This window comes from Thermomonas sp. (genome assembly GCF_019104945.1).
Taxonomy (GTDB): Bacteria; Pseudomonadota; Gammaproteobacteria; order Xanthomonadales; family Xanthomonadaceae; genus Thermomonas.
The window spans coordinates 38664-54566 of the sequence record NZ_JAHRWW010000005.1; the positions used below are offsets into that span (position 1 = coordinate 38664).

Here is a 15903-nt window from a genome sequence, read left to right on the forward strand (position 1 = left end):
GCGTGCGTATCAATCCTGCTGTTTGCCAGAATGTTCCGGCAGTTCATCGAGCACATCTTGCAAACGCATCGCTTCGTGCTCCATCTCAACGATGTAGCTGGCGATGCGGCCACGAAAATAACGGTGAAACGCCAAGGCAGGAATGGCCACAATCATGCCGGTTGCGGTACACACGAGTGCTTTGCCGATCCCCCCGGCGAGCTGGTTCGCATCACCGATGCCGTGATCCAAAATCCCTAAGAACATTTGGATCATACCCACCACAGTACCAAACAGCCCCAGCAGCGGGCCAGCCGCGGCGATCGTGCCTAGAGAGTTGAGGTAACGCTCCATTCGATGCACCAAGTGGCGCCCCACGTCTTCTACGCGCTCACGCACAATCTCGCGCCCGCGATGGCGCACGTCGAGCAGCGCAGCCAGCAGCGCGCCCAACGGTGAATTGGCGCGCAGTGATTCAATATGCGCCGACTCCAACGTTTTGCCGCGCGCCACCCATTCGCGCACCTCATCGCCTAACCCCGGCGGAAGGATGCGCTCACGGCGCAGGCTCCAAAAACGCTCCACCACGATGGCCACCGCCGCTACAGTGAGCAGCAGCAGCGGGATCATGGGCCAGCCTCCGGCTTTGATCAATTCCAGCACTTGTCACACCTCCGGCCCTCATGGCCGACTTATCTCCGGTGCGTAGCATAGCCCAGACGCCCGCCCAAGCCTGCGTATTGCATCCCATAGCCTTGTTTGAAAGACCCTCTGCTCACGCAATTGCAGCCCATTTCCCCCAATCCAGACCCGCAACGCACCGCTGCGCTGGGTATCCACCACTTCAGCCCCGGAGGCGCACCAGCGTTGCACCACTTGGGGGCGTGGGTGTTTGAATCGATTATCAGCCCCCGACGACACCAGTGCCAGCCGTGCCCCTACAGCCGTTACAAACTCAGCAGAGGACGAGCCTAGGCTGCCATGGTGGCCAACGACCACCACGTCGCTACGCAGCGCCGCCGGAGCCTCATTCAGCAATTTGCGTTCGACATAATGCCCGGCATCCCCCGGTAACAGAGCGCTACCGTGGCGTGTTTCCACACGCAAAACGCAGCTCGCTTCATTGCCGAGGTAAGGAAAACCCGCATTGGGATGCAAGAACTCAAACATGACGCCGTCCCACTCCCAGCGTTTTCCTGCTTCGCAGGTGTCCGTTCCTGGCGATGGGCTGCCTTCCGGAGCAAAAACACGGGGCATTGGGAACGCCACTGCAACCGACGCTCGCCCTCCGGCGTGATCCATATCGCCATGGCTGACAACGCCCGCATCGAGCCGCGTGACCCCTAATGCATGCAGCGCAGGCACAACGCTGCGTTCGCCGGCGTCGTAGCCATCCGGTACGGCAGGCCCCATGTCATATAGCAGCGAATGCCGCGCCGTGCGCACCAGCACCGACAGGCCTTGGCCGACGTCCAGCACCACCAGTTCCACCTCACCTTGCTTCGGCAATCCCCGCGCTGGATAGAGCAGCGGCAACCACAGCAGCAGCGCCAGCGCCCGCCCCGGAGCCCCTAGCGGCAATAACAACCAAAAAGCGCCAAGAACCGCCAGCGGCAGCGCGTACCACGGCGCTTCCGGCAGCCACAGTAAAGCCAAGGAGCTATCGGCCAACCAACTCAGAAGCGGCCAAGTTAAATCAAAGCACCACGCCGCCAGCTGCAAACAGGGGGTTCCGAGCCCCGGCAATAGCGCTTCGCCCAGCACGCCTAATAAGCTCAGCGGAACGACCACAAGGCTCCACCACGGCACCGCCAACAAATTCGCCACTGGCCCAACCGCCGAAGCCTGACCAAACAACAGCACAGTGAGCGGCAGCAGCCCCAGCGTGGCCACAGCTTGGGTCGCCATAAGCCCACCTGCCATGTGCTTCAAACTTTTACCCGCCACATCGGGCTGGCACCACAGCAGCCACGCCACACCCGCAAAACTTAGCCAAAACCCTGCGCCTAAAATCGCTAATGGATCCATTAGCAGCAGAACGATACAGGCCACCGCCAGCAAGTCTTCCATCCGCTGATAGCGCCTTGCCGCGCGCGCAAGCACTAAGGCCGCAATCATCACCGCCGTGCGCAGCGTGGGGACTTCCATGCCCGTCAGCGCGGCATAGCCAAAACCACCTAACAACGCTCCAGCACCCGCCGCAAAGGGGCGCGGCAATACCAAGCAAAGCGACGGCCACAGCCACCAAGCACTCGCCAAGAACAGCGCACAAAAGCCCGCGACAAGGCCCACGTGTGAGCCAGAAATCGCGATTAAATGGGTCAGCCCTGCAGCGCGCAAACGCGTCCAATCGTGTTGATCCAAAAACCGCGTATCACCGAGCGCCAGCGCACGCACATAACGCGATGATGCACGCGGCACGCGCTCTGCAATATGCTCGCTCATCCCCTCGCGCCAAGCGTTTAACCCACGCGGCGCTTCCAACAAAACAGATTGCTGAGGCTTAAGCACAGCACCGACGGCCGCAATGCGCGCGGCGAAGGCAAATTTTTCTGCGTCGCTTCCGCCGGGGTTGCGCAAACCACGTGGCGCGCGCAGACGTACTTGCAGGCTCCAACGGCTTCCTGCTTTCAGCCTCGCCCTCGGCTGCGGAGCGTTTTCATACCAGCTCAGCCGCAGTGTTTGGCCGCGAAGCTCAGCGAGTTCGCTGGGTGCATCATCTACAACAAAATCAAAGCGTGTGCGCCGTGGTTCATGCACCGGCAGGCTGCTAATTACACCATGCACTCGCTGCGACTTATTTTGCAGCGCCAATGGCAGTTGACTCTGCAATACAGCGCTAGCGCTGATGCCGGCGAACGCCACACCGAGCAGTAAAACGCCGAGCAACCGCCCCCAGCGGGAACGCAGCGCAAGCCCAGCACCAGCCAGTGCAGCACCCAATAACATGAGCCTTGGTGGAAGCTCCGGTAATAACAGGCACGCGGTGACACCGGCCAATAGTGCTACGGCGCAGGCGGGAGAAAAAAGGGGGAAACGAGAAGCGGCCTCCATCGAGGCAGCATCTCAGTATCACACTTGACGCACGATCAGCCGATTAAGCATCGGCGGGTCAGAAATTGCTGATCTGGCCGTTCAAGACCTAAATTTCATCAGCACTCAGCGCGTACAAACGCCCTTCACGAAGCTCCAGCACGCGATCGAGCTTGCGCGCCAAGTGGCGGTCATGCGTTACCAGCACAAGGCTCGTGCTCTGCGAGCGATTAAGCTCCAGCATCTGCGCAAACACCGTGGCAGCGGTTTTCTCATCCAAATTGCCGGTAGGCTCATCGCCAAGCACGCAGGCTGGAGTATTTACCAACGCCCGCGCCACTGCAGCGCGCTGCCGCTCACCGCCGGAGAGCTCGCCGGGCTTGTGCATCAGGCGATGACCAAGACCCACCGACTCCAACAACGCTTGCGCGCGCTTTGCAGCCTCTTGGGTGGCACAGCCTGCCAACAGCACCGGCATCATCACGTTTTCCAGCGCGGTGAACTCGGGTAGTAGATGGTGAAACTGATACACAAACCCCAACGCACGGTTACGCAGACGGCCGCGCTCCGCATCTGAGAGTGCACTCATCTGCTGCCCGGCCACAAAGACCTCGCCCGACGTAGGCACATCTAAGCCGCCCAGCAGGTGTAAGAGTGTGCTCTTGCCCGCGCCCGAGGCCCCCAAGATGGCAACAGTTTCACCCGCCTGCACGGCAAAATCCAAACCGTCAAATACCGGCGTATGCAGGCTGCCTTCGGCATAGACCTTGCCGAGCTTTTCTGCGCGAATCACTTCACTCATAGCGCAGTGCCTCCGCTGGAGCCGTGCGCGCCGCGCGCCAAGCAGGATACAAGGTTGCGACAAAGGCCATGAGCAATGCCACCACGCTGATAATCAGCACATCGGAAGCCTGTAAATCTGTTGGCAGCCCAGTGATGTAATACACATCTTCTGGCAACAACTGCACGCCAAATATCTTTTCGATGGCTTGCAAAATATTGTCTAAGTTTAAGGTCAAGGCGATGCCACCAATCACGCCGGACACAGTGCCAATAATGCCGATCAGGCTACCTTGCACCATAAACACCTGCATCACCTGCATCGGCGTAAGCCCTAATGTGCGCAAGATTGCAATATCCGCCTGTTTATCCGTCACCAGCATTACCTGCGATGACACGAGGTTGAATGCCCCCATCGCAATGATCAGCGAAAGCAAAATCGCCATCACTGTTTTCTCCATTTTCAGGGCGCGGAACAAGTTGGCGTTGTCCTGCGCCCAATCGCTCACTAGGTACGGGCCCTTCAACTTTTCTGCCAGCGTGCGCCCCACGGCGCTAGCCTGATCCATATCGCGCAGCGCCAAACGCACGCCGGTGACGCCGCTCCCCATGCGCAGCACGCGCTGCAGGTCGGCCATGTGCACCACCGCCAGCCCCTTGTCGTATTCGTTATACCCCACTTCAAAAATACCGCTCACTTTGAAGCGTTTCATGGTTTGCACGCCACCCAACGGCGTACTGCGAAACTCGGCCAAGGTCACGATGACATCGTCGCCCACACCAACCCCCAGCCACAGTGCCAACTCACGCCCAAGGACGATATTGAAACTACCCGACTCCAGTTGGCTCAGCTTGCCTTGCACCATTTTGTTCGGCAGCACCGACACCTTGCCTTCTTCGTCAGGTAGCACACCGCGCACCATGGCTGGCTGATTATTGGCCCCTGAAATAAGCGCTTCTTTTTCGATATAAGGCGCCGCGCCAATGACACGCGCATCTTGCATGGCAAGCTTCACCGCGTGTGGCCAGTCTTGCAGCGGCTCGCCGTACCCACTCACGGTGACATGCGCGGCCATGCTCAGCATGCGGTCACGGATTTCTTTCTGAAACCCGCTCATCACCGCCAGCGTAGTAATCAAAGCGGTGACACCCAGCGCGATACCAAGAATCGAGGCCAGTGAAATAAATGAGATAAAACCATTGCGACGCTTGGCGCGCAGATAGCGCAGGCCAATCGCCACCGGGACAGGTTTGAACATGGGTCTAGATGCTATTGGGACGCGCTATCTTGCCACTGTTCTTGTATCGGTGAGCAGATCACGCTGCATTATGGCCAGCCGCAATTCACGCTGCATCTCATGATTGAGCGTGTCGGGCCAATACACCAGCCGCTGCAGCCTACCGTTTTGCGCCCTCCAGCTAAGGAAAGCGAGCGGCCCGCGCCAACGCACCTGCAGCCCCATAATGGGCTGGCCATCAAGACGTATTGCCGCGCTCCCTATTGGAATATCAAACGCGTGGATCGCGCTATTGCGGTACTGCCACGCGCCACGTACACCGCAGGCAAAAGCCGCACTGGCAAGCACAGCGGCGGCAGCCTGTGAAAGATCGGAGACCCATAACGCAAAAGGCGCCAGCAGTGCCAGCGCCCAAAGCATGAACTCACACCATCGCGAAGGCCACCATTCAAGGTGGCAAGGTGCGAATGCGTTCGACGAGTGCGGCAACGTCTGCATTGTCGGGAACCTCATGGCCGATAAACCAGCGCCAGAGTCTGTCGTCTTCTGAGTCTAAAAGCGCTAAGAAAACATCCCGTTCCTGCGTCGTACTTTGCCGCCATGCGCGATCTAGCCAGCGTTCTAACAGCTGATCTAGCTCCCGCATACCCCGCCGACAGCGCCAGCGGAGTTTTTTGAGCAGAACGTCTTCGTCCATCACATCTTGCGCAGTAGCATCAACTTCTTGATTTCCGCAATCGCCTTGGCAGGGTTCAACCCCTTCGGACAGGTGCGGGCGCAGTTCATGATGGTGTGGCAGCGGTACAGCTTGAACGGATCTTCGAGCTCATCCAAACGCGCGCCGGTGTCTTCATCACGGCTGTCCACGATCCAACGGTAGGCCTGCAGCAGCACCGCCGGGCCAAGATAGCGGTCGCCGTTCCACCAGTAGCTGGGGCAGGACGTGGAGCAGCAGGCGCATAGGATGCACTCGTACAGGCCGTCAAGCTTTTTGCGATCTTCCGGCGACTGCAGGCGCTCACGGTCGGTGGGGGCCGGGGACTGGGTGCGAATCCACGGGCGAATACTGGCGTACTGCGCATAGAAATGCGTCAGGTCCGGCACCAGATCTTTCACCACCGGCATATGCGGCAGCGGGTGGATCTTTACATCGCCCTTCTGCACTTTTTCAATGGCGCAGATGCAAGCCAGTGTGTTGGTGCCATCGATATTCATCGCGCACGAACCGCAGATCCCTTCACGGCAGGAACGGCGGAAGGTCAGCGTGGGATCAACTTCATTTTTGATCTTGATCAGCGCGTCCAGCACCATCGGCCCACACTTGTCCATGTCCACCTCGAAGGTGTCCATGCGCGGGTTTGCATCGTCGTCTGGCGACCAACGATAGATATGGAAGGTGCGCTTGTGCTTGGCGTCTGCCGCGGCAGGCCAGTGTTTGCCCTTCTGAATTTGGGAATTCTTCGGGAGTGAAAATTCTGCCATTGTCTTGATCTCCCCCGATTAGTAAACGCGCTTCTTCGGCGGCACAACCTCGACCTCATCGGTCAGGGTGTACATATGCACCGGACGATAGTCGAAGCTGGTTTTACCGGCTTCATCCACCTTCACCAACGTATGCTTCATCCAGTGGGCGTCATCGCGTTCCGGGAAGTCTTCACGTGCGTGGGCACCGCGGCTTTCGGTGCGCTGTTCTGCCGAATACATGGTCGCCACGGCTTGATCGAGCAGGTTGGCGAGCTCCATCGTTTCGATGAGGTCGGAGTTCCACACCATCGAACGATCGGACACCTTCACATGTTCGAACGAGGCATGCACCTGGTCGATCTTGGTACAACCTTCCTTCAAGGTCTCGCCGGTACGGAACACCGCTGCATCGGCTTGCATGGTGCGCTGCATATCCAAGCGAATCTGTGCGGTGGGCCGATCGCCATTGGCATTGCGCAGGCGATCGAAACGATCCAGTGCCTTGTCCAGCACGTCGCTGGGCAGGTCTTTATGCGCGGCGTTCGGCTGAATGGTTTCTGCCGCACGGTTCGCTACGGCGCGGCCGAAGATCACTAGGTCGAGCAGCGAGTTGGAACCAAGGCGGTTGCCGCCGTGCACCGAAACGCAGGCGGCCTCACCGATGGAGTACAGACCTTGCACGATGCTGTCGTTGTCATCGCCCTTCTTCTGCACCACTTCACCGTGGTAGTTGGTGGGGATGCCGCCCATGTTGTAGTGCACGGTGGGCAGGATCGGAATGGGTTCTTTGGTAACGTCCACGCCAGCAAAGATGCGCGCCGACTCGGCGATCCCCGGCAGGCGCTCGTGGATCACTTCCGGGCCTAAGTGCATTAGGTTCAAGAAGGCGTGATCTTTGTGCTCGCCCACGCCACGACCTTCGCGAATTTCGATGGTAATGGCGCGGCTCACCACGTCGCGTGAGGCCAAGTCCTTTGCGCTGGGCGCATAGCGCTCCATGAAACGCTCGCCCTGCGAGTTGGTGAGGTAGCCACCTTCACCGCGTACGCCTTCGGTAATCAGGCAACCTGCGCCATAAATGCCGGTGGGGTGGAATTGCACGAATTCCATATCCTGCAACGCAAGACCCGCACGCAGCGCCATACCACCACCGTCGCCGGTGCAGGTATGCGCCGAGGTGGCGCTGAAGTAAGCACGGCCATAGCCGCCGGTGGCCAAGACCACACCTTGTGCGCGGAAGAAGTGCAGCGTGCCTTCGTTCATATCCAACGCCAGCACGCCACGGCAGACGCCGTCGGCATCCATGATGAGATCGATGGCGAAGTACTCGATAAAGAAGGTCGCGTGGTGTGCCAGCGCCTGCTGATACAGCGTGTGCAGCATCGCATGGCCGGTACGGTCGGCGGCGGCACAGGTGCGCTGCGCGGTGCCCTTGCCGTAATGGGTGGTCATGCCGCCAAATGGACGCTGGTAGATATGCCCGTCTTCGGTACGCGAGAACGGCACGCCGTAATGCTCAAGCTCGATCACAGCAGCCGGTGCATTTTTGGTCATATATTCGATGGCGTCTTGATCGCCCAACCAATCGCCACCTTTGACCGTGTCATAGAAGTGGAAGCGCCAGTTGTCTTCGCCCATATTGCCCAGCGCGGCCGCGATCCCGCCCTGCGCCGCCACGGTGTGGCTGCGCGTGGGGAACACTTTGCTGATGCAGGCGGTTTTCAGGCCTTTCTCGGCCAAGCCAAAAGTGGCACGCAGCCCAGCGCCACCGGCGCCCACCACGAGCATGTCGAATTTATGTTCTTGAATCTTGTAGGCAGACATCGTCAATCAGCTCCCGAGCGCGATGCGCAGCACCGCCAACACGCTGGCGATGGCCGCCAGAGCGCAAATAAGAATGGTGGCCACTTGCAGCACGGCGGAATTCAGCGGCTTATGCACATAGTCTTCAATCACCACTTGCAGGCCGAGCTTGGCATGCCAGAACATGGCGACTAAGAACAGCATCAGCACCGCTGCATTGATGGGATCGGCAACGAATGCGCGCATATAGGCATATTCAGACGTACCCAGCGTGAGCAGGCTTACCAAGAGCCACAGCCCCGTTAGCGCAACGATCACAGCGGTAACGCGCTGCCAAATAAAATGGTTCGTGCCGTCTTTGGCCGAGCCCCAGTTGCGTGCACGCTTCAGCGGTGTGCGCATATCGTTTGCATTCCAGCTCATACTTGCCCCCAATGCAGCAACACCACGGCCCAGATGATGATCGTCAGCACGATGCTGCCGAAAATCGAAATTAGGCTGCTGCGCACAAAATCAGGGATGGCAAAGCCAAGACCACCGTCTTGGATCAGGTGACGCACGCCATTGATCAAGTGGTACGACAGTGCCCAGACAAACCCTAAGACAACGATTTGCCCCAAAAATGAGCCCGCCGCCGCCGTAAAGACGGCCCAACGCTCGGGGCCGCTGGCCAGTGCAAGCAGGCCGCACACAAGGCCTAATGCCCCTACCGAAAGAGCGATACCGGTGGCACGATGAATAATGGAGGTCGTCATCTGCGCCTGCCATTTATAAATCTGCATGTGCGGTGACAGTGGGCGTTCGCGAACGCGCGGTTCAGAGGCAGCCATAATCGGTGCGTTCTCCGGAGCTAGGCGGCTTGCGCCGCGTGAAAAAAATTAAAAATCGATGCAACGACCGTTCTTTTCCCAATCACCGTAGCGTGTTGGATCCGGCCCTTCGCGCCCGCCATACTCCTGCGCGGGTGTTAGGGTGGGGGTCGGCTGCGGTGGCACCGCTGGCTGCACATCAGGTTCGGCAGTCGAAACGGGCGTACGGTGGCTGGTTTCGTTCATAGCGCGGTAAGTTTACGTCTCCAACCCCGCATAGGACAAGCCAAAATGCTGTCCGGTAAGGCGAACGATTGTCGTTTAGTAGAGTAATGCGACGCTCACGCCACCAATACCGCCGTTTCTGCCTGTGCGCTCTGTATGCACTTCTCACCTGCCTTTGCTTGCTGGGCATGCTTAACCAGCCTACACAGGCCGCACCTACAGATGAGCCCCCCGCACGCATCCGGGTGGTCAGCGATAACAACTATCCCCCGTATCTATTTTTAGATGCCAATGGCAAGCCGCAAGGTTATGAAGTGGATATGTGGCGGCTGTTTGAAAAATACACCGGCACCCAAATAGAACTGATCCCCACAACGTGGGCTAACGCGCAAAAAACCCTGTTAGAAGGGAACGCGGACGTTATCGACATGATCTTTCTTACGCCTAAGCGCGAGAAGCTCTACGATTTCAGCGCCCCTTTTACCACGGTACAAATAAGCATCTATGCGGATCGCAACCTTCCCGCCATCCGTGACACGCACGCATTACGTGATCTACCCGTTGGTGTTGAAGCGGGCGATGCCTGCGTGGAAAAGCTGGAATCACAAGGCATCACCCGGCAGAAAACCTACCCTGGGTATCAGCAAATTATCGACGCCACGCTTCACGGGGAAGTCCGTATTTTCTGTATGGATGAAGGGCCAGCCACTTATTATCTGTACCGTAATGAGGCGTTAGATAAATTTCCGCGCGCCTTTCCCCTTTACAAAGACCAATTCCGTCGCGCTGTGCGTAAAGGTGATACGCGCATGTTGGCCATGATCGAACACGGCATGGCGCAAATCCCCCCCGAAGAGATAGCTCTTGTCAAAGCGCGCTGGCTAGAACGCCCGTTTGTCTTTGCCCCGTGGATGCGTATGACAGGCATTGCGTTAGGGATTGGCCTAGGCATCGTATTGATCCTCACACTCTGGCTTTGGGTGCTAAAGCGCAGCGTACAAAGCAAAACCGCTGAACTTATCGAGGAACAAAACAAGCTGCGCGGCCTGCTCAATGCCAGCCCAGACGCCATGTGGCTTAAGGATAAAAACGGCATTTATCTAGAAGGCAATGCACGCGTCTTTGAAATTTTGCACCTGCGTCAGCGGCCGCTTACGGGCCTAAGCGATAATGATTTATTCAGCGCCGATGCCGCCGTGCATGCCAGACAGCAAGACATCGAAGTCATGCAATCGGGCAAGCAAACAACATTCACCTTTCCTGTGGATAGCCCTACTGGGGTGCGTCAACTGGAAACGATCAAAGTTCCCCTCTATGCCCCTGGTGGAGCCCTGATTGGTGTTTTAGGCGCCGCGCGCGATGTGACCGAGCGCCTGCAAAATGAAGCCCAGCTAAGGCTCTGGGCGCATGCGTTCCAACATGCGGCCTTTGGGATGGTGCTATTCAACGTGCGCACACATTGCATCGCGATGGTCAATCCGACATTTGCCGAAGAGCGCGGCTACACCTGCCAAGAAATGGTGGGGCTTAGCGTTGATGCACTCTACCCTGCAGACATCCGTGAAGAGCGCGCAAAAGCACGCACCCAGATCGATCAAGCACCCCACACACTTATTGAGACCGAGCACATTACTCGCGATGGCCGCCGCTTTCCGGTGCAGTTGGATATTTCAATCTCCAGAGATATTTATGGGGCCCCACAATTTGCCATTGCACTTGCTCAAGACATCAGCGCCCGGATTCAAGCCGAGCGCGAGCTACGGCTTGCGGCCGTGGCGTTCCAGACTCAAGAAGCGATGCTGGTCTTGGATACGCAAGGCCACATCCAGCGCATCAATGCCGCCTTCACCACACTAACTGGGTTTGCCGACACTGAGACCGTTGGCAAAAAACCTTCCATGCTTGAACCGCAAGGCCCGGAATACAGCTTTTACAGGCGTGTTTGGGAGCAAGTTCAAGACGCCGGGGCTTGGCAAGGAGAATTTTGGATTTCCGACAAACGCCGCCAACTCAAATTGATTCGCGCAGAAATTACTCCGGTTGCCGACGACAGCGGCCGCGTGGCGCACTATGTCTGCGCCATGACCGACCTCACCGGCGAGCACGAAGCTCACGCGCGCGCCGAGCATATGGCCCGCTTCGACCCGCTCACCGACCTTCCCAACCGCAGCTTTTTGATCGAAAAACTACAGGGCACACTCAGCGATCCGCAGGTGAGTGCCGGCGCCCTACTTCTATTTGACGTTGATAATTTTAAACGGATCAACGACTTACGCGGCCACGCCATTGGCGACCGGCTGCTGGCCTATATCACCCAGCGTCTGCATGGGCTGCTCGGTGAAGAAGACACATTAAGCCGGTTTAGTGGCGGCACGTTTGCCCTGCTGCTGTCCTGCAAGTTAGAAGCCCCCTCCCCTGTCCGCGAACACGCCCCCGCCATTGCCGAACGCATTCGCCGCATGCTGCGTGAACCGTTCTGGCTGGGCAATACCGCCTCGGCCACGGTAAGTGTCAGCATCGGCTGGACCGAGCTACGCTACGGCCATGCAACTGCCGAGATCGCACTGAAAGAGGCTGAGCTGGCGATGTACACCGCCAAGAAAGATGGACGCGACTGCATCCGCGCCTTCGAGCCCGCCATGCTTGCCGCCTTGGAGCGCAAAGAAACATTGGCCGATGACTTGCTTGACGCCGTTACCCACGACGACGGCGGGCTTGAGCTCTATCTGCAACCGCAAATCAACCTGCAAGGGCAGACCATTGGCGCAGAGGCGTTATTGCGCTTTACCCGGCCCAATGGCGAGAGGGTGCCCCCTGATGCATTTATTCCCTTGGCTGAAGACAACGGCCTCATCCTTCCTATTGGTGACTGGGTATTGCAACGCGCCTGCGAGCGCCTTGCGGCGTGGGCCAAGCAACCACTAACGCGCGATTTAGTCTTGGCCATCAATGTCAGCGCCAAACAATTCACCCAACCCAGTTTTGTGGAAGACGTGCACCAAGCGCTACTGCGCAGCGGTGCCCACCCACAACTACTGAAGCTTGAAATCACAGAATCCATGATTTTGGGTGACGTTGCGGAAGTGGCCAGACGCCTTACTCAACTCCGCGCACTTGGTATCAGCATTTCGCTTGATGATTTCGGCACCGGCTATTCTTCACTGGCCTACCTGTCACGCTTACCACTTGACCAACTCAAGATTGATAAAAGCTTTGTCATGCGCCTGCCCGCAGACAGCAACGACGCCACCGTGGCGCAAACCATTATCGCCATGGGCCACGGTCTAGGCCTAGATGTGATCGCCGAAGGGGTGGAAACGCAGGCACAGCGCGATTTCCTGATCGCACACGGCTGCCATGCCTTCCAAGGCTATTTATTCTCACGCCCGCTGCCGTTACTGGAATTTGAAGCCTGGCTACAAGAATCAAGTTTCGAGAAATGAGCATTGCGTTTCGTTTTACACCACTCGCTTAATGAAAAATCGTGATAAGTTAAAACAGCTTGGGCCAAAAGCGCTTACTTAAGTACGGAGTGGTTCGCTCATTTTCAAGGAGGCAACATGCGCGGCATGCTGTGGGCACGTTTCTGGCTGATGCTCAGCCTGCTGCCTATCGCTACGCCCGCTGTACTTGCCGCACCTGCTGCATCGCCACCCATCACGCATTTGCGCGTTGTTGCGGACACCAACTACCCACCCTATATGTTTGTGGATGCCAGTGGCCGGTTACAAGGGTATGAAGCCGACGTCTGGAAGCTATTTGAGAAACACACCGGCATCCAAGTTGAAATTGCGCGCATGGACTGGAAAAGTGCCCAACGCACAATGCTGGACGGCAAAGTCGACGTGATCGACGTCATCTACCGCACGCCCATTCGCGATACGCAATACGATTTTTCCGAACCCTACGCCACCTTGCCGGTAGCGATCTATGTCGATAAACGCATCACCGGCATCCACGACACGCAAAGCCTGATCGGCTTTCCGATCACCACCGAAGACGGCGATGCCTGCGAGGAAAAACTCATACAGCAGGGGCTAGAGCCTACGGGCGGTTATCGCGACTACCAGTCACTTATTAAAGATGCAGCAGACGGCAAGGTGCACATCTTCTGCATGGACGAAAGCCCGGCCAATTATTTTCTCTATCGCGCGGGCATACTCGATAAATTTTATCGAGCCGTGGTTATCTATGAAGGCCAACTGCATTGGGCCGTGCGCAAAGGCGATGCGGCTATGCTTGCGCTGGTACAGCAGGGCATGGCAAAAATCACCCCCGCCGAACGCAAAGCACTGCGCGAAAAATGGTTGGATCGCCCGTTTGTTATCACACCGTATCTGCGCTTCATCGGTATTGGTGGCGGCATTGTGCTTGGGCTATTTGCATTGATGAGCCTATGGCTTTGGCTGCTGCGGCGTAGCGTGGACAAGCGCACGCAAGAACTACAGTTCACCCACAACAAACTACTCACCGCCTTCAACGCCAGCCCCGATGCGATGTGGGTCAAAGACCGGAACGGCGTATATCTGGAATGCAATCAACGCATCTTTACTATCCTAGGTTTAGAGCCTAAAGCGCTGTTGGGTCACGATGATAGCCAGCTATTTCCACCGGAAGTGGCCAAAGCAGTTCGCGCCTACGACCAAGAGGTGATGCGCAGCGGCAAATCGCATACCAACCCAATGGTTGTGACTGTTGACGGCAAAGAGCGGCGGCTCGATTGCATCCACGTCCCCCTGTTTGGCCAAGACGGCACGCCGCAAGGCATCTTTGGCACCGCACGCGATGTCACCGATCTACTGAAAAGCGAAGAGCAGCTTCGGCTTGCCGCCGTGGCCTTTGAAACACAGGTGGCGCTGGCTATTTTGGCGTTTGATGGCACGACGGAGCGCGTCAATACCACCTTCATCACACTCACCGGCTATACCGCCGATGAGGTTGTTGGGATCAAGCTCAGCATGCTCAAGGCACAGGAGTTTGACGCCGCTTTCTATCAAAATATCTGGGAGAAAGCGCAAAAAGACGGCCACTGGGCGGGCCAATACTGGATTTCAACCAAGCATCATCAACTGCGTCTCGTGCATGCGGAAATTTCGGGGGTGCCCGACGAGCAAGGCGGCATTGGCCATTTTGTATTGGCGATGACCGATTTAACCGAAGAGCACGAAGCCCACGCACGCGCCAACCACATGGCGCAGTTTGATCCTATTACCGATCTTCCCAATCGTAGTTCGCTCCACGAAAAATTGGGCCAGGCTCTGGCCGACCCAACGCTCACGCGTGGCGCACTCTTGCTAATCGGCATTGACCATTTCAAACGTGTCAATGACCTGCGCGGGCACGCCCTTGGCGATCGGTTACTTGCACTCTTGGGGCAGCGCCTGCATTTACTTTTTGACGACCAAGTGGTGCTGAGCCGGCTAGGTGGTGATGCATTTGCCGTTCTGATCACTTGCAACCACGACAGCCAAACCTCGTGTGAAGATCACGCCTCCAGCACTTCCGAGCGCATCCGTCAGGCGCTACTAGAGCCTTTCTGGCTGGGTAACGACACATCAGTGACCATCACCGTCAGTATCGGCTGGACGCGCCTGCACGGTGGTGAAAACGCCGCTGACCAAGTATTGAAAGAAGCCGAATTGGCGATGTATTCGGCCAAAGCCGATGGCCGCAACTGTGTGCGTCAGTTTGAACCTGCCGCCTTGGCCGCACTTGAGCGCCAAGAAGCATTGGCCAACGATTTGCTCAACGTGCTGTCGGGCGATACCGAAGGTTTAGACCTTTATTTCCAGCTTCAAGTGAATCAGCAAGACCAGACCCTTGGCGCCGAAGCGCTGCTGCGCTGGTCGCGCCCCAATGGCGAGCGCATTCCTCCCGATGTATTTATTCCCATTGCAGAAGACAGTGGCCTAATTCTTCCCTTGGGCGATTGGGTGCTGCAGCGTGCCTGTGAGCGCCTTGCCAGCTGGGCCAGCCAAGCACTGACTCGCGACTTGGTACTTGCCATCAATGTGAGTGCAAAGCAATTTGCCCAGCCCGGGTTTGTTGAAGATGTGCGCCAAGCACTCCGGCGCAGCGGTGCCAACGCACAACGGCTGAAGCTGGAAATCACCGAATCCATGATTCTTGGCGACATCGATACAATTATTCAGCGATTGGCACAACTGCGCGCACTTGGCATCACGATTTCGTTGGATGATTTCGGTACGGGTTATTCTTCGTTGGCCTATCTGTCGCGCCTGCCACTTGACCAGCTGAAGATCGACAAGAGCTTTATCATGCGCCTCCCCGAAGACGACAACGACGCCACGGTGGCGCAGACCGTGATCGGTATGGGGCGCGGGCTTGGTCTTGAGGTCATCGCGGAAGGCGTGGAAACACAGGCACAACGCGACTTCCTTACCCAGCACGGCTGCCATGCGTTTCAAGGCTATTTCTTCTCACGTCCGCTGCCCCTCATGGAATTTGAAGTGCTGCTTTATGAGCGCCAATCAGCGCAGCCCACCTTGACTGCCTAACTCACTGCGCACGGTCGCATTTACCGCTATCTTAGGCAGACAACATACGCCGCT

At 57.5% G+C, this 15903-nt stretch carries 13 protein-coding genes; 2 read left to right on the plus strand and 11 right to left on the minus strand.

The features are described from left to right. Nucleotides 1-9 precede the first annotated feature (9 nt). The 11 genes from KUL77_RS01515 to KUL77_RS01565 all read right to left on the minus strand — a co-directional run bounded on the left by KUL77_RS01515 (nucleotide 10) and on the right by KUL77_RS01565 (nucleotide 9352). Nucleotides 10-642, minus strand: a complete 633-nt coding sequence (locus tag KUL77_RS01515) for a MotA/TolQ/ExbB proton channel family protein (RefSeq protein WP_343231525.1) — start codon at nucleotides 640-642, stop codon at nucleotides 10-12. A gap of 18 nt (nucleotides 643-660) precedes the next feature. Further along, complete coding sequence (locus KUL77_RS01520; protein ID WP_297142669.1) at nucleotides 661-3033, minus strand: DNA internalization-related competence protein ComEC/Rec2; 2373 nt, start codon at nucleotides 3031-3033, stop codon at nucleotides 661-663. 88 nt (nucleotides 3034-3121) lie between these two features. Beyond that, the gene (gene lolD, locus KUL77_RS01525) at nucleotides 3122-3814 is read right to left on the minus strand and encodes a lipoprotein-releasing ABC transporter ATP-binding protein LolD (protein WP_297142672.1); all 693 of its coding nucleotides are present in this window, start codon (nucleotides 3812-3814) and stop codon (nucleotides 3122-3124) included. Further along, nucleotides 3807-5051, minus strand: a complete 1245-nt coding sequence (locus tag KUL77_RS01530; RefSeq protein ID WP_297142675.1) for a lipoprotein-releasing ABC transporter permease subunit — start codon at nucleotides 5049-5051, stop codon at nucleotides 3807-3809. Before KUL77_RS01530 ends, lolD begins: the two co-directional genes overlap by 8 nt. Nucleotides 5052-5075: 24 nt before the next feature. Next, nucleotides 5076-5450, minus strand: a complete 375-nt coding sequence (locus tag KUL77_RS01535; protein ID WP_297142678.1) for a hypothetical protein — start codon at nucleotides 5448-5450, stop codon at nucleotides 5076-5078. A 28-nt stretch (nucleotides 5451-5478) separates the two neighbouring features. Then, nucleotides 5479-5727 (minus strand): succinate dehydrogenase assembly factor 2, encoded by a 249-nt coding sequence (locus KUL77_RS01540; protein WP_297142681.1) that lies wholly within the window; start codon nucleotides 5725-5727, stop codon nucleotides 5479-5481. Continuing rightward, a complete protein-coding gene (locus KUL77_RS01545; protein ID WP_297142683.1) occupies nucleotides 5727-6512 on the minus strand; it encodes a succinate dehydrogenase iron-sulfur subunit in 786 nt (261 codons plus the stop codon). The genes KUL77_RS01540 and KUL77_RS01545 overlap by 1 nt, the downstream gene beginning before the upstream one ends. Nucleotides 6513-6530: 18 nt before the next feature. After that, on the minus strand, nucleotides 6531-8318 hold the full coding sequence (gene sdhA, locus KUL77_RS01550) for a succinate dehydrogenase flavoprotein subunit (protein WP_297142685.1): 1788 nt from the start codon (nucleotides 8316-8318) through the stop codon (nucleotides 6531-6533). 6 nt (nucleotides 8319-8324) lie between these two features. Next, the gene (gene sdhD / locus KUL77_RS01555) at nucleotides 8325-8720 is read right to left on the minus strand and encodes a succinate dehydrogenase, hydrophobic membrane anchor protein (RefSeq protein ID WP_297142688.1); all 396 of its coding nucleotides are present in this window, start codon (nucleotides 8718-8720) and stop codon (nucleotides 8325-8327) included. Then, entirely contained in the window at nucleotides 8717-9127 is a 411-nt protein-coding gene (gene sdhC, locus KUL77_RS01560) for a succinate dehydrogenase, cytochrome b556 subunit (RefSeq protein ID WP_297142691.1), read from the minus strand. Before sdhC ends, sdhD begins: the two co-directional genes overlap by 4 nt. Nucleotides 9128-9175: 48 nt before the next feature. After that, nucleotides 9176-9352 carry a DUF1674 domain-containing protein gene (locus tag KUL77_RS01565; RefSeq protein ID WP_297142693.1) on the minus strand — a complete coding sequence of 59 codons (177 nt, stop codon included), beginning with the start codon at nucleotides 9350-9352 and terminating at the stop codon, nucleotides 9176-9178. A gap of 86 nt (nucleotides 9353-9438) precedes the next feature. Here KUL77_RS01565 and KUL77_RS01570 point away from each other — a divergent pair, with 86 nt between their 5' ends. Together KUL77_RS01570 and KUL77_RS01575 are read left to right on the plus strand one after the other, a co-directional pair. Next, nucleotides 9439-12774, plus strand: coding sequence for an EAL domain-containing protein (locus KUL77_RS01570; protein ID WP_297142695.1), 3336 nt, complete (start codon nucleotides 9439-9441; stop codon nucleotides 12772-12774). A gap of 117 nt (nucleotides 12775-12891) precedes the next feature. Continuing rightward, nucleotides 12892-15849 (plus strand): EAL domain-containing protein, encoded by a 2958-nt coding sequence (locus KUL77_RS01575; RefSeq protein WP_297142698.1) that lies wholly within the window; start codon nucleotides 12892-12894, stop codon nucleotides 15847-15849. Nucleotides 15850-15903: the final 54 nt, after the last annotated feature.

Excerpts from the sequence above, each read along its gene's own strand:
- KUL77_RS01545 (WP_297142683.1), bottom strand. The coding sequence starts at position 6,512 with ATGGCAGAATTTTCACTCCCGAAGAATTCCCAAATTCAGAAGGGCAAA.
- KUL77_RS01530 (WP_297142675.1), bottom strand. The coding sequence starts at position 5,051 with ATGTTCAAACCTGTCCCGGTGGCGATTGGCCTGCGCTATCTGCGCGCC.
- sdhC (WP_297142691.1), bottom strand. The coding sequence starts at position 9,127 with ATGGCTGCCTCTGAACCGCGCGTTCGCGAACGCCCACTGTCACCGCAC.
- lolD (WP_297142672.1), bottom strand. The coding sequence starts at position 3,814 with ATGAGTGAAGTGATTCGCGCAGAAAAGCTCGGCAAGGTCTATGCCGAA.
- KUL77_RS01535 (WP_297142678.1), bottom strand. The coding sequence starts at position 5,450 with ATGCTTTGGGCGCTGGCACTGCTGGCGCCTTTTGCGTTATGGGTCTCC.
- KUL77_RS01570 (WP_297142695.1), top strand. The coding sequence starts at position 9,439 with ATGCGACGCTCACGCCACCAATACCGCCGTTTCTGCCTGTGCGCTCTG.
- KUL77_RS01540 (WP_297142681.1), bottom strand. The coding sequence starts at position 5,727 with ATGGACGAAGACGTTCTGCTCAAAAAACTCCGCTGGCGCTGTCGGCGG.
- sdhD (WP_297142688.1), bottom strand. The coding sequence starts at position 8,720 with ATGAGCTGGAATGCAAACGATATGCGCACACCGCTGAAGCGTGCACGC.
- KUL77_RS01575 (WP_297142698.1), top strand. The coding sequence starts at position 12,892 with ATGCGCGGCATGCTGTGGGCACGTTTCTGGCTGATGCTCAGCCTGCTG.
- KUL77_RS01520 (WP_297142669.1), bottom strand. The coding sequence starts at position 3,033 with ATGGAGGCCGCTTCTCGTTTCCCCCTTTTTTCTCCCGCCTGCGCCGTA.
- sdhA (WP_297142685.1), bottom strand. The coding sequence starts at position 8,318 with ATGTCTGCCTACAAGATTCAAGAACATAAATTCGACATGCTCGTGGTG.
- KUL77_RS01565 (WP_297142693.1), bottom strand. The coding sequence starts at position 9,352 with ATGAACGAAACCAGCCACCGTACGCCCGTTTCGACTGCCGAACCTGAT.